The organism is Solwaraspora sp. WMMD792, from assembly GCF_029626105.1.
Classification (GTDB): Bacteria; Actinomycetota; Actinomycetes; order Mycobacteriales; family Micromonosporaceae; genus Micromonospora_E.
Window position 1 is genome coordinate 6,190,031 of record NZ_JARUBH010000009.1, and the last position, 13,736, is coordinate 6,203,766.

10 protein-coding genes and 3 pseudogenes are annotated in these 13,736 nt (G+C 71.2%); 8 read left to right on the plus strand and 5 right to left on the minus strand.

The features are described 5' to 3' along the window. Window positions 1-27: 27 nt before the first annotated feature. Window positions 28-2,115, plus strand: coding sequence for a S9 family peptidase (locus O7629_RS28845; protein ID WP_278173195.1), 2,088 nt, complete (start codon window positions 28-30; stop codon window positions 2,113-2,115). A 157-nt stretch (window positions 2,116-2,272) separates the two neighbouring features. Next, a complete protein-coding gene (locus tag O7629_RS28850; RefSeq protein WP_123607037.1) occupies window positions 2,273-2,629 on the plus strand; it encodes an STAS domain-containing protein in 357 nt (118 codons plus the stop codon). On the opposite strand, the gene O7629_RS28855 is transcribed toward O7629_RS28850, so the two are convergent. Further along, complete coding sequence (locus O7629_RS28855; RefSeq protein WP_278173198.1) at window positions 2,547-3,905, minus strand: MFS transporter; 1,359 nt, start codon at window positions 3,903-3,905, stop codon at window positions 2,547-2,549. The genes O7629_RS28850 and O7629_RS28855 overlap by 83 nt on opposite strands. A gap of 221 nt (window positions 3,906-4,126) precedes the next feature. Between O7629_RS28855 and O7629_RS28860 the strand changes: the two genes are divergently transcribed. Further along, window positions 4,127-4,828, plus strand: a complete 702-nt coding sequence (locus tag O7629_RS28860) for a FadR/GntR family transcriptional regulator (protein WP_278173199.1) — start codon at window positions 4,127-4,129, stop codon at window positions 4,826-4,828. Window positions 4,829-4,984: 156 nt separating this feature from the next. Here the strand turns inward: O7629_RS28860 and O7629_RS28865 are convergent, their stop codons facing one another. Next, a complete protein-coding gene (locus O7629_RS28865; RefSeq protein WP_278173200.1) occupies window positions 4,985-5,638 on the minus strand; it encodes a hypothetical protein in 654 nt (217 codons plus the stop codon). Window positions 5,639-5,843: 205 nt separating this feature from the next. Here O7629_RS28865 and mscL point away from each other — a divergent pair, with 205 nt between their 5' ends. From mscL to O7629_RS28885, 4 genes and pseudogenes are all read left to right on the plus strand, one after another. Continuing rightward, the gene (gene mscL, locus O7629_RS28870) at window positions 5,844-6,248 is read left to right on the plus strand and encodes a large conductance mechanosensitive channel protein MscL (protein ID WP_278173202.1); all 405 of its coding nucleotides are present in this window, start codon (window positions 5,844-5,846) and stop codon (window positions 6,246-6,248) included. A gap of 329 nt (window positions 6,249-6,577) precedes the next feature. Then, window positions 6,578-6,868: a hypothetical protein gene (locus O7629_RS28875; protein ID WP_278173204.1), complete on the plus strand. Its 291-nt coding sequence runs from the start codon at window positions 6,578-6,580 to the stop codon at window positions 6,866-6,868. 7 nt (window positions 6,869-6,875) lie between these two features. Beyond that, a complete protein-coding gene (locus tag O7629_RS28880; protein WP_278173206.1) occupies window positions 6,876-7,229 on the plus strand; it encodes a hypothetical protein in 354 nt (117 codons plus the stop codon). Between the two features lie 152 nt (window positions 7,230-7,381). Beyond that, window positions 7,382-7,960: pseudogene (locus O7629_RS28885) on the plus strand (hypothetical protein); the annotation flags it as partial. A 431-nt stretch (window positions 7,961-8,391) separates the two neighbouring features. Here O7629_RS28885 and O7629_RS28890 read toward each other — a convergent pair. Then, window positions 8,392-9,168 (minus strand): annotated as a pseudogene (locus O7629_RS28890) (serine hydrolase); the annotation flags it as partial. Here O7629_RS28890 and O7629_RS28895 point away from each other — a divergent pair. Further along, window positions 9,119-9,301, plus strand: a pseudogene (locus tag O7629_RS28895) (class A beta-lactamase); the annotation flags it as partial. The pseudogenes O7629_RS28890 and O7629_RS28895 overlap by 50 nt on opposite strands. 53 nt (window positions 9,302-9,354) lie before the next feature. Here O7629_RS28895 and O7629_RS28900 read toward each other — a convergent pair. Further along, complete coding sequence (locus O7629_RS28900; RefSeq protein ID WP_278174714.1) at window positions 9,355-11,592, minus strand: ATP-dependent RecD-like DNA helicase; 2,238 nt, start codon at window positions 11,590-11,592, stop codon at window positions 9,355-9,357. A gap of 70 nt (window positions 11,593-11,662) precedes the next feature. Further along, window positions 11,663-13,654 carry an ABC transporter ATP-binding protein gene (locus O7629_RS28905; protein WP_278173210.1) on the minus strand — a complete coding sequence of 664 codons (1,992 nt, stop codon included), beginning with the start codon at window positions 13,652-13,654 and terminating at the stop codon, window positions 11,663-11,665. Window positions 13,655-13,736: the final 82 nt, after the last annotated feature.

Sequence of the window (13,736 nt, forward strand, 5' to 3'; positions counted from 1 at the left end):
GCCCGCTCCGGGCGGTACCGTGGCCGGGTGACGACCCAGACACCGGTTCCGCCGACCGCCAAGCGTGTCCCGACCGAGCGCGTCCACCACGGCGACACGGTCGTCGACGACTACGCATGGCTCGCCGCCAAGGACGACCCGGACACGATCGCCTACCTGCAGGCGGAGAACGCCTACACCGAGGGTGCCACGGCGCACCTCGCCGCGCTGCGCGAAACACTGTTCGGCGAGACGAAGCGGCGCACCCAGGAGACCGACCTGTCGGTGCCGACCCGCAAGGGCGACCACTGGTACTACACCCGCACCGTCGAAGGCCAGCAGTACGGCATCCACTGCCGGCTCGCGGTCCGGCCCGGCGAGTCGGCCCCGCCGGCCACTGTCGACGGCGTGTCGATCGACGGCGAGGAGATCCTGCTCGACGGCAACGCCCTCGCCGAGGGGCACGACTTCTTCGCGCTGGGCACCTTCGACGTCAGCCCGGACGGCCGCTGGCTGGCGTACTCCACCGACTTCTCCGGCGACGAGCGCTTCACCCTGCGGATCAAGGACCTGTCCACCGGCGAGGTGCTGCCCGACGAGGTGCCGTCGACCTTCTACGGCACCGCCTGGGCGGCTGACGGCAGCGCGCTGTTCTACCTGACCGTGGACGACGCGTGGCGCCCGTACCGGGTCTGGCGCCACCAGATCGGCACCGGTGCGGACCGCGACGTCGTCGTCCACCAGGAGGACGACGAGCGGTTCTGGGTCGGCGTCGAGCTGACCCGCTCCGAGCGGTTCATCCTGATCGACGCGCACAGCAAGACCACCAGTGAGGTACGGGCACTGCCGGCCACCGACCCGACCGCCGAGCCGGTGGTCATCGCCCCGCGTCGGCAGGGGGTGGACTACTCGGTCGAGCACCACGGGCACCGCTTCCTGATCCTGCACAACGACGGCGCCGAGGACTTCGCCCTCGCGTACACCTCTGTGGACGCCCCCGGCGACTGGGTGCCGCTGATCGGGCACACCCCCGGCACCCGGCTCGAATCGGTGGACGCGTTCGCCAACCACCTGGTGGTGTCGCTGCGTACTGACGGACTGACCGGGCTGCGGGTGCTCCCGGTCGGCAGCACCGACACCTTCGACATCGAGTTCCCCGAACCGATCTACAGCGTCGGGCTGGACGCCAACCCCGAGTACACCACCACCAGCCTGCGGATCCGGTACACCTCGCTGATCACCCCCGACTCCATCTACGACTACGACCTGGTCACCCGTGACCTGGCGCTGCGCAAGCGCAAGCCGGTGCTCGGCGGCTACGACCCGGCCGGCTACGAGCAGCACCGGGAATGGGCGGTCGCCGACGACGGCACCCGGGTGCCGATCTCGGTGGTGTGCCGCGCCGGGACCCCCCGGGACGGTTCCGCGCCGTGCGTGATCTACGGGTACGGGTCGTACGAGATCAGCATGGACCCGTGGTTCTCGGTGCCCCGGCTGTCGTTGCTGGACCGTGGCGTGGTGTTCGCCGTCGCGCACGTGCGGGGCGGCGGTGAGCTGGGCCGGCGTTGGTACGACGACGGCAAGATGATGGCCAAGAAGAACTCGTTCACCGACTTCGTGGCCTGCGCCCGACACCTGGTGAAGGCCGGCTGGACCACCTCGGACCGGCTGATCGCCCGGGGCGGCTCGGCCGGTGGGCTGCTGATGGGCGCGGTGGTCAACCTCGCCCCGGACGCGTTCGGCGGGATCGTGGCGCAGGTGCCGTTCGTGGACGCGCTGAACACGATCCTCGACCCGACGCTGCCGTTGACGGTCACCGAATGGGAGGAATGGGGCAACCCCCTGGAGGACCCCGACGTGTACGCGTACATGCGCTCGTACACCCCGTACGAGAACGTCGCCGCCGTCGACTACCCGCCGATCCTGGCCGTGACCAGCCTCAACGACACCCGGGTCTTCTACCACGAGCCGGCGAAGTGGGTGGCGAAACTGCGCGCGGTCGCCCCCGGTGGGTCGTACCTGCTGAAGACGGAGATGGGTGCCGGTCACGGCGGCCCGAGCGGGCGCTACGACGCCTGGCACGAGGAGGCCTTCGTCACGGCCTGGATCCTGGACCGGGTGGGGCTGGCCGGCTGACCCGGCCGGCGGACGGGACCCGCCGTCGCCGCGATGACGCCGGCTGCGGCGGGTTCCCGACGGCCTTGGGATTATGGTGGCTGAGCAACGAACTCCCGGTCCTGCGCGGACGACAGCAAGTGGAGTACCGTTCGAGCGGAATGGCTGGAGGTCTCGAATGTCCCTGACGGTGCAGACGGAGCAGCGTGGCGACGTCGTCGTCGTGTCGGTCGGTGGTGAGTTGGACATGGCCACCGCACCCCAACTCCAGGACCAGATAACGGATCTACTGGACAAAGGTCGCAGTCGGCTGGTCTTCGATCTGGCCGACGTGTCGTTCTGCGACTCCACCGGTCTGTCGGTCTTCGTCCGGGCGAAGAACGGGTGCGACGAGGCCGGCGGCGTCGTCCGGCTCGCCGCACCGCAGCGCGGGGTGCTGCGCATCCTGGAGGTCAGCGGCCTGGTCGAGGTCCTACAGACCTTCCCGACCGTCGACGAAGCGGTCTCGGCTCCCCAGCCGGCTCCGGCCGACTGACTGACGCGGCGGTGCCCGCCTCGTCCTCGATCCAGCGGGGCCGGGCGATCGCCCAGCCCGTGCCGGTCTGCACCAGTAGCGCCACACCGAGCAGACCGATCGGCACCAACCAGCCGCCGGTCTGCTCGTACAGCAGACCGACCGAGAGCGGGCCGAGCGCGGCGATCAGGTAACCGGTGCTCTGGGTGAACGCCGACAACGACACCACGCCGGCCCCGGTCCGCGCCCGGAGCCCGATCATCGCCAGCGCCAGCGGGAAGGTGCCCTGGCCGAGCGCGAGCAGCACCATCCACACCAGGGCACCCTCGTACGGCAGCCAGAGCAGCCCCGCGTAGCTGAGCGCGGACGCCACGGCGGTACCGAGCACCAGCGGCCGCAGACTCGACATCCGGGTGGCCAGCGTCGGCATCAGCAGCGCGATCGGGACAGCGACCGCAGTGACCCCGGCCAGCAGCAGCCCGGCGGTCTCCGGCCGGAAACCGGCGTCGCGGAACACCTGCGCCAGCCAACCCATCTGGGCGTACGCGCCGAACGACTGCGCGCCGAAGAAGCCCGCCATCAGCCAACCGAGCCGGGTCCGACCCGGCCGGATCACTGCCGTCGCGCCCGGCCCCGCCAGCGGCCGCAGACCGGTGCCCTGCTTTGTCGCACCGACGACCGTGGCCGCCGGGCGTCGCCGGTCCCGCCAGGCGACCGGCACCCAGAACGCAGCGGCGGCGACGGCGATCAGCGCCCAGAAGCCGAGCCCGGCCCGCCAACTGCCGGCCGCGTGGGCGATCGGGACCGCGGTGCCGGCCGACACCGACGCACCGATCGTCAACGACATCATGTACGCGCCGGTGACCAGTCCGGCCCGGTGCGGGAAGTACTGCCGGACCAGCATCGGCAGCAGCACGTTCGCCACCGCGATCCCGGCCAGGGCCAGGGCGCTGGTCGCCACGAACAACCAGGCGGAGCTGGTGGTGACCCGGAGCAGTTGACCGGTGGCGAGCGCCGCCATCGAGGCCACCAGCAGCCGTGGGGGCGAGAATCGGCGGACCAGCCAGGGGGTGAACGCGCCGACCGAGGCGAAGGCCAACGCCGGCAGCATGGTCACCACGCCGGCCAGCAGGCCGGACAGTGCCAGGCCGGTACGGACCTCGTCCAGCAGCGGGCCGAGGCTGGTGATCGCGAGCCGCAGGTTGAGCGCGACGAGGATCATCGCGATCAGCACCACGACCGTGCCGCGCCGGCCGGCCCCGGTGGTCGCCGTCCCGGCCGGCGAGGTGGCCGGCACCGGCCGGGTCCGCCCAGTCGTGGTTGGCCCAGTCGTGCTTGGCCCAGTCGTGGTTGGCCCAGTCGTGGTTGGCCCCGGCACGGCCCGCCCCGATGAGGTCTGCCTCGGCACGGTCGACCCCGGTGCGGTCCGGGTAGCCGGGCGGCCGGTGAGGGCGGTTGGCGGAGTCATGTCGACCATCCTAAAATCATGGGATGATTTATGGTCGGGTGATGTAACCGATGACACCCTCGGCAGCTTCCCCGCCGGCATCAGCCGGCCAGCCCGGCACTTCCCGCAGGTCCCGGCAGACTCTGGTCCGGCAGGCGATCGATTCGCTGCGCGAGCAGATCGCCGCCGGCGACTGGCCGCTCGGCACCCGGATCCCGACCGAACCACGGCTGGCCGAAGCGCTCGGCGTCGGGCGCAACACGGTCCGGGAGGCGGTACGCGCGTTGGTGCACGCCGGTGTGCTGGAGTGTCGGCAGGGCTCCGGCACCTACGTGATCTCCACCGACGAGTTGGCCGGCGCGGTGGCCCGCCGCTGCGCCGCCGCCGATTGGCGGGAGACCGTGGAGGTCCGCCGGGCGTTCGAGGTCGAGGCGGCCCGGCTGGCGGCGCAGCGGCGTACCCCGGCTGACGTGGCGTCGCTGGACGCGGCGCTGGCCGATCGCGAGGCGGCCTGGCGCGGGGGCGATCTGGCCCGGTTCGTCGACGCGGACCTGACGCTGCACCGGGCGATCATGGCCGCCGCGCACAATGTGATGCTGTCCGAGTTGTACGACTCGATCGGTGCCGCGATGCGGGCAACCGTCGCCGAGGCGGTCGGCCCGGACCTGCACCCGGACCGGCACGTCGACCACGCCCGGCTGGTCGCGGCGATCCGCGACGGTGACCCGGAGCGGGCGGCCCGAGAGGCGGCCGCCTACCTCGGCACCGACTGACCCGCGACCGCTTACGCAAGACCGGCCCGTGACGCTCACGCGACGAGGGCCGGACCCCGGGGGGCGGGGTCCGGCCCTCGCGCTGACCAGCGGCGCTGCGCGGTGGTGCCGCGCTGCGGCGCGCTGCTCCGGTGCTGCTGCGGATGGTGCGGTGGGTCAGCTGTTCCAGTGCTGGGCGACCAGCTCGGCGGCCTGGGTCTCCCACTGCGCATAGTGGAACGGATACGCCGATACCTGGACGGTCTGGGCGGCGTCGGTCAGCGGCATGTCCTGCCAGCCGTCGACGGCCTTGAGCCCGTTCAGGAACGCGGTGGTGGAGTACTCGACGTCGGTGATCTGCTCCACCGTGCCCCAGCCCGACGACGGACGCTGCTGGAACAGGCCCTGCGAGTCGTGGTCGTTGCGGTCACCCAGGTGGCCCAGGTTCTCCAGCTTCGACTCCTGCAGGGCGGTGGCGATCGCGACCACGGCGGCCCGCTCGTCCATGCCGGCCTTCCTGGTGGCGGCGATGATGCCCTTGACGTTGTCGGTCTGCTCGCCGGACAGGTCGATCCGGGACTGCTCGCCCTGCACACCGTGCGGGGTCAGCTTGCCGGTGTCGACGCTGTCGCTGGTGTCGACGCTGTCGCTGGTGGCGCCGGTGTCACTGGTGGTGACGACGGTGTCCGTGGTGGCGGCCTGGACGCCGGGGGTGTGCTGGGCGGCCAGGGCGGGCGCGGCGATCGCGCCGCCGGCCAGGGCCAGCCCGGCGATGCCGAGGGCGGTGTTACGCAGCTTGTCGCGGAGGGTACCGGTGATGATCGTGTTCATGGGGGGTCCACCTCTCCGTGCCGGGGGGATCGCCGTTCCAGGTGGTCGTGCGGTGCGGGGGCGGACCATGCACAACGACCGCCGGTCACCAGGCATTCCACCGCGCTGCCGGGGGCCGGGCGACGGGGCGTGCGCCAGCGGGGCGGGCAGCTCGTCGCGGTAGGTTGTCGACCGATATTCCGCTCAGCTGCCGGGAGTGCCCCTCATGATCAACGGCTTCAAGAATTTCATCCTGCGCGGGAACGTTGTCGACCTGGCGGTCGGCATCGTCATCGGTGCGGCGTTCACCGCCGTGGTGACCCAGTTGACCAAGTCGTTCCTCGAGCCGTTCATCAGGCTGCTGGCCGTCCTGCTGACCGGCGAGGAGGGCATCGGCGGTGTCGGGTTTGAGTACCGTGGCGTGGTCTTCGACTGGCCGGCCTTCGTCAACGCGGTGATCACTTTTGTGCTCACCGCCGCCGCGCTGTACTTCCTGGTGGTCATGCCGATGAACCGGCTCGCGGAGCGTCGGCGTCGGGGCGAGGAGCCGCCGCCGGCCGCGCCGAGCGAGGAGATCAAGTTGCTGACCGAGATCCGGGACGCTCTGGTGACCCGCCGCACCGACCGGTGACCTCGAAAAACTCTCCGTAGTTGCCCTATCACTCCCAGCAGTTGAAAAATGACGGCGGCGGGACGTGATCTGCGTGACACTTGACACATGGAGCAGCTAGCCGGGATCACGTCCCAGGACTGCGCAACCCCTACCCGACCCGTCGCCGACCTTGGTCGACCGACCGCCCAACCCGCTGGTGGGCGGGCGGTAGCGACCCTTGTCCGGCCCCGCTGTGACGACCCCACCTGCGGCACCTGCTACCAGCGGCCGGAGACGGACTGACCGCCGTACCCGGGTCGGTCGCCCGATCCGGTGGCCATCCACCACCGCCGTACCCATTCGAACAGATGTTCGATAGGGTCCGTCGGGTGGAGCAGCGTAAACACTGGTGGAACGGCAGTTGGGGGCGGCTGGCCCGGCGGGACGTGTTCCTCCGCGCCGACGCCGACCGGTGGTTCGTCGAGGCCCGGGTCGGCGGCGCCGAGGGCAGGTCCCGGTTCACCGAGTACGACACCGAGGAGTCCGCGTACGACGCGGTCCGTCGCCTGATCGACGGCCCCGGCGCCTGGCGCGAGGTCTCCGACGGACGGTTTGTCGCACGCCGACACGGGGAACCGGACGTCCATGAACGCGGCTGACGCATCTGTGACAGACCGGATCACCACCGGCATGCCGGTGATCGACGTACGGGGCGAGGAGATCGGCACCGTCGCCCTGGTCCGTCCGGCGGATCCGAACGCGGTGACGGTGGAAGGCGCGGTCGACCCGCAGGACGCGATCGGTGACGAGGTGCCCCACCCGCAGGTGGGCGACGAGCCGGCCACCGCGCCCGACGTGGCGGCCCGGCTGCTGCGTACCGGCTTCATCAAGATCAGCACGACGGAGCCGGCAGCGTTGCCGGGTGGTGTCGGCTACGCCAGCGTCGAACAGCTGGCGGCGGTCGACGCCGGAGTAGTCCGTCTCGCGGTGCCCCGGTCCGAGGTGACACCGCCGGCCTGACCGGCGGTATGGTCACTGACCGGACCGGCAGGCGGGCGGCGGGCCCGGCCGGGCTGCCGATCGGGCGGCCGGGCCGGCAGCGGACCTCGGTGATCCGGGCCGGCTGCTGGCCTGGGCGGTCCGGCGGGTGGTCCGCGACGGTGGGAGGCGACGTGGCGCGCGGTGGTGTCTTCTGCATCGAGGGGCAGTGGCATCGCGACCTGAACGAGCGCGGCTCGGTGCTGCCAACCCTGGAGCTGCTGGAACGGCTCAGCCGGATCCGGTTCATCCACCGCGACGCCGCCACCCCCGACGAGCTGGCCTACTTCCTGGACCGCTGGCTGCTGCGCCAGTACGCCGACTACCGGGTCGGCTTCTTCGCGATGCACGGCGAGCCGACCAAACTGTGCCTGACCGAACGGCACCACGTCGACCTGGACGACGTGGCCGAGCAGATGGCCGGCCGGTGCGCCGGCAAGCGGCTGTACTTCGGCAGCTGTTCGGTGCTGCGCGCCTCCGACGCCCGGATGCGCGAGTTCCTCGCCACCACCGGGGCCTCGCTGATCTGCGGCTACACCCGGGAGGTCGACTGGGTGGAGTCGGCGGCGTTCGAGACGGTGCTGCTCGACGTGCTCGCCAACGGGGTCTACAACAACGCCGCTGAGCTGCGGATGGGCTCGTCGCACTGGGCGCCGCTGGCGGCGTACCTGGGCTTCCGGATCGTCTACGCCAACGGCCGGACCTGGCGCCCGGCGGGTCGGCAACGCGGGTCGGCTGGCCGGCAGCCGGCACCGGCAGGGCCCGAGCAGGCGACAGCCGGCCCCCAGCAGGTGCCGGCGCAGGGCGGCAGGGCCCGGAGCGGCGCGCGGAGCAAACCTTCGGGCATCGCGCGGAAAGATCGATAGCTAGCAAGTCCACCTGGCCGAATCTGTTCGCGGCCGAGTGCGATTCCCTGCCGAGGTTGTCACCGGACTGCGACCGCACGCAACGTGGAGCGGGCGTGGGAGTTGGTGTCCGCCGGGGTGGCTACCGTGGCCGGCTTCGAGAGCTGACCGCACCACTGCGCCAAGATCATGTGAGCACTATGGACCTCACCCCGCTGTTCAGAGGTCCACAGCGCTCACATGATCTTGGGACTTCGGTGGTCAATGGTCTGCGACACCGGTGCGTCACGCCGATGGGATCAGCTGCTGACCAGCCGAAGCTCGTCGTGCAGACTGCGGGCGACGTACGCCATCGAGGCCTCGGCCTCCGGCTGCACCATCGCCGGCACCCGGGATTCGGTCAGCGCGGCGACCGCGTAGATCTGGCCGTTGGCGTGTTCCACGACGCCGATCTCGTGCCGCAGGTTGAGCAGAGTGCCGGTCTTTGACGACCAGCGGGCCGCATCGGAGCTGAAATCGGGGGCGAGTCGCTGCCGCAGCACGTTGTCACCCATCAGTTCGCGCACCCGGCCGGCAACCTGTTGGTTCATTCTGGTCGGCAGCCAGAGCTCGTGCAGGAGGTCGACGAAAGCGCGGGCCGATCCGGTACTGGCCCGGCTGACGTCGAGTTGGGCGACCGGGTGGCCGTGGCCGGGGGTTGCCGCGCCGATGGCCAGCGACTGCGCCAGGTGACTCTCCTGCGGGGCGAACCGTTCGGCAGGGGTGTCGGTCAGGTCACTGATCGGGTGCCGGACGATGATCCCGGACAATCCGAGCCGGCGCAGCCCGATGGTGACCTCCGCCGGCGGTGTGAGGTTGAACAACGCGTCGGCGGCGGCACCGTCGCTGATCGCCGTACTGAGATAGAGCAGGTCCTCGACGGCCACCGTGGCCGGGTGGCGGAACTTGCTCAACCCGGTCGGGCCGGGCACGGCGACCCGGTTCGGGCGCACCAGGATCGGCGCCGCCGGATCGAGTTCCCCTCGGTGGATCCGGTCCAACGTGACAACCGCGAGCGGCACGCGCAACGACATCGCCGTGATCTGGCCGCCCGACGGTCAGCCGATCGTGCTGGCGGTGCTTTCCGACCGGGAAAGCCCGGACGCCGAGTACGACAACGCGCTGATCGCACAGGCCGCGCAGGTCGTCGTCGCCGCGCTGCGACCGTGAGACCGGGCCGGCGGTGAGACCGGTCCGGCCGTAAATCCCAGGTTCGAAGCGGGTCAGTCGGGGGCCAGGCGGTGGGTGAGTGCGGTGTGCCGGCGACCGGCCCCGGCGGTCCGGACCGCGATCGCGATCGCCTTGCGGGATCCGACCAGCACGACGAGTTTCTTCGCCCGGGTCACCGCCGTGTAGAGCAGGTTGCGCTGCAGCAGCGTGTACGAGCTCATCGTCACCGGGATGACCACCGCCGGGTACTCGCTGCCCTGTGAGCGGTGCACGGTGATCGCGTACGCGTGCTGCAACTCGTCCAGCTCGTCGAACTCGTACTCGATGTCCTCGTCCTCGTCGGTGCGGACGGTGAGTTTGCGCTCCTCGGTGCTGACTGCGGTGACCACCCCGATGGTGCCGTTGAAGACTCCGGCGGTGCCCTTGTCGTAGTTGTTGCGGATCTGGATGACCTTGTCGTTGATCCGGAACACCCGGGCGCCGTGCCGCCGCTCGGGTCGGTCGTCGCGCGGCGGTGCGAGCGCCTCCTGCAGGGCGGTGTTGAGGTTGCCGGCGCCGGCCGGGCCCCGGTGCATCGGGCTGAGCACCTGGATGTCGCGGGCCGGCACCCGGAACTTGCGCGGGATCCGCCGGGCGACGATGTCCACCACCAGGCCGGCGACCGCCTCCGGCTCGTCGGCGGCGAACAGGAAGAAGTCGGCCATGCCGTCGGTGCGTGGCTGCTCACCGGCGTTGATCCGGTGCGCGTTGACCACCACCCCGGACTCCTGGGCCTGCCGGAAGATCCGGGTCAGCCGGACCTGCGGTACGGCCGGGGCGGCGAGCACGTCGCGCAGCACCTCGCCGGCACCGACCGACGGCAACTGGTCGACGTCGCCGACCAGCAGCAGGTGGGCGCCGGGTGCCACCGCCTTGACCAGCTTGTTGGCCAGGATCAGGTCGAGCATCGAGGCCTCGTCGACGACGATCAGGTCGGCGTCGATCGGGTTGTCCCGGTCGTACGTCGGATCGCCGCCCGGCCGCAGCTGCAGCAGCCGGTGCACGGTGGCGGCCGGGTGGCCGGTGAGCTCGGTCATCCGCTTCGCGGCTCGGCCGGTCGGCGCGGCCAGCACGATCTTGGCACCTTTGGCGGCGGCCAGCGTGATGATCGACTTGACGGTGAACGACTTGCCGCAGCCCGGCCCGCCGGTGAGCACCGCCACCTTCGAGGTCAGCGCCAGGCGTACCGCCTGCTCCTGCTCGGGGGCGAGGTCGGCGCCGGTGCCGGCGCGCAGCCAGGCCAACGCCCGCCCCCAGTCGACGTCGGCGAACGCCGACAACCGGTCGGCGCGGTGGTGCAGCAGCCGCAGCAGGCTGCCGGCCAGCGAGCATTCGGCGCGGTGGAACGGCACCAGGTAGACCGCCGGGATGGTGCCGCCCTCGCTGGTCGGGTTCGGCACCGCCTCGCGTACCACGCCTTCCTCGGCGACCAGCGCGGTGAGCGCGTCGCGGACCAGTTCGACGCCGACGCCGAGGATGCCGGCGGCGTCCGTACACAGGTTGGGCTCCGGCAGGTAGCAGTGGCCGTTGTCGGCGGCCTCGGAGAGGGTGTACTGAATGCCGGCCTTGATCCGTTCCGGGCTGTCGTGCGGGATGCCGACCGCCTGGGCGATGGTGTCGGCGGTCTTGAACCCGATGCCCCAGACGTCGGCGGCCAGCCGGTACGGCTCGTTGCGGACGATCGAGATCGACCCGTCGCCGTACTTCTTGTAGATCCGTACGGCGAGTGAGGTGGTGACCCCGACGCCCTGCAGGAAGATCATCACCTCTTTGATCGCCTGCTGTTCGATCCACGCCTTGGCGATCAGCGAGGTCCGTTTCGGCCCGAGCCCTGGAACCTCAACCAGCCGGCCTGGCTCTTCCTCGATGATCCGTAGCGTGTCGGCGCCGAAGTGGGCGACGATCCGGCCGGCCATCTTCGGCCCGATCCCCTTGATCAGGCCGGAGCCGAGGTAGCGTTCGATGCCCTGCACGGTGGCCGGCAGCACTGTGGTGTACGAGTGGACCTCGAACTGTCGGCCGTACTTCGGGTGCGACCCCCACCGGCCGACCAGCCGGATGCTCTCCCCGGGCTGTACGCCGAGCAGCGAGCCGACCACGGTCAGCAGGTCGGTGCCGGACCGCTCGGTGGCGACCCGGGCGATGGTGTAGCCGGTCTCCTCGTTGGCGTAGGTGATCCGTTCCAGGACCGCCTCCAGTACCGCTGCCGGAGGCCGGGTCGGCGGCGCGGCGGAGCGCGTGGCCGAGGGCATGGCTGGCGGCGCGGCGGCCGAGGGCGTGGCCGGGGCGGCGGTGGGTCCGGTGGTGGCGGTCACCGGTCGATTATCCGACCGGCGTGTCGGCGTACCCGCTCGCCTGCAGTTCGAACAGTTCCCGGTACAGCCCGTCGGCGGCGAGTAGCTCGTCGTGCGTACCGGCTTCGATCAGCCGACCCGACCGCAGCACGTAGATCCGGTCGGCCTGGCGGACGTTCGCCAGCCGGTGGGTGATCAGCACGACAGTCCGGTCGGGTCGGCGTTTGAGCTGCTGGAACAGGGCGTGTTCGGCGCGGGCGTCCAGCGCCGCCGACGGTTCGTCGCAGATCAGCAGCGGCGCGTCGCGGTAGATGCCACGGGCGGCGACCAGCCGCTGCCACTGGCCACCGGACAGGTCGTGGCCCTCCCGGAAGTTGCGGTCGAGCAGCGTCTGATAGCCGCGGGGCAGGCTTTCGATCATGTCATGGGCGGTGGCGGCGGTCGCCGCATCCACCATGGACGGCCGCGACCGGTCGCTCACCGCCCGGTCACCCACCGCGTGGTCGAGGTCCGGCTGACCGGACCCTGACCGGTCGTGGCCCGGCCGGCCGATGGTGATGTTCTGCCCGGCGGTGAACGGGAACCGCCACCAGTCCTGGCTCACCACCGCGACCTGGCCGGCGAGCCGCTGCGGGTCGATCTCGTCGATGTCGACGCCGTCCCAGCGGATGGTGCCGCTGCTCGGCCGGTACAGCCCGGCGATCAGTTTGGCCAGGGTCGACTTTCCAGAGCCGTTCTCGCCGACCAGCGCGATCACCTCACCCCGGCGCAGGGTCAGGCTGACCCCGTCGACCGCCGGCCGGTCGGTGTCCGGGTAGCTCAGGCTGACGCCGTCCAGCTCGATCTCGTCGTACCCGCCGATCCGCCGTCCGCCGGCCGGCGGCACCTGTCGGTCGGCGCGGGCCAGGAACTCGCGGTAGTCGCGGTAGTACAGGGCGTCCTCGTACAGCGAATTGGTGGCGTGGATGGCGGTGTTGAGGTTGGCCCGGGCGGCCTGGAGCGCGATCATCGCGGTGGCGGCGGCGGCCAGCGGGATCATGCCGACCAGGAGCAGACCGCCGAGTACGGCGTAGACGACGAAGGTGGCGGTGCCGCTGAACGCGCCGCCGACGACCCGGGTGCCGGTCTGTGCCCGGACCAGTCGCAGCTGGGCCCGGGTCTCGGTGGTCATCGTGCGGTGGTACTCGCCGAGCAGGAAGTCCCGCATCTGGTAGGTGCGGATCTCCGCAGCGGTGTGCCGGTTCGCCATCAGGTGGGCCAGCATCCACATCCGCCGTCGGCGGGTGATCCGGGCCAGCAGCGCGAGGTATTCGCGGCGGGCGATCCGGATGGCGGTGACGGCGGCCGGTACGGCGGCCAGCAGCAGGCACGGCAGCAGCAGCGGTTCGATGACGGTGACCGCGGCGGCGGTGGCGGCCACTCCGACGACTCCGGTGGTGAGGTTCACCGCGTCGTCGACGATGGACGCCGCTTCGACGGTGCCCCGGTCGCGGGCCCGGTCCATCTCCTCGGCGAAGCCGGCGTCGTCGAACGCGGCCAGCTCCACCGACGTCGTGGCCTCGAACAGCCGCAGCTCGGCCCGGTAGGTGACCTGCGGGGCCAGCCGGGCCTGGGCCCAGCCGGCGGCGATGGTCAGCCCGCCCCGGGCCACCACGGCGAGCGCGGCGACGGTGAGCGCCGGGGCGGCCGCGCGGATCCGGTCCGGCGTCGGCCCGGAGGCGAACAGTTCCCGCAGTACGCTGCTGGTGGCCAGCAGTCCGAAGGTGGTCATCACGCCGGCCACGATGTTCAGCCCGATCGCGGCGACCGTGTCGCGTGGGCTCACCGACCAGGCCAGCCGGACCGCCTCGGCGAGGATCCCGGGCAGTCGGCGGGCGACCGTCCAGAAGCTGGTCTCGGCGAAGGCGCGGGCGTGGTGCATCCAGTCCGCGTCGGCGAGTTCGGGCAGCGCCTCGCCGCTGTCGGGTGAGTCGGTCGGTGGTCGCGTGGCAGCGGAAGCCTTTTGTCGAATAGGCCACATACGTCCGAATCCTTGTCGTCGGCCTGCCGCAGGGGCGGACGGAACGTAGCGTGGAGGCTACTGAAGGATATGTGGTCGGTGA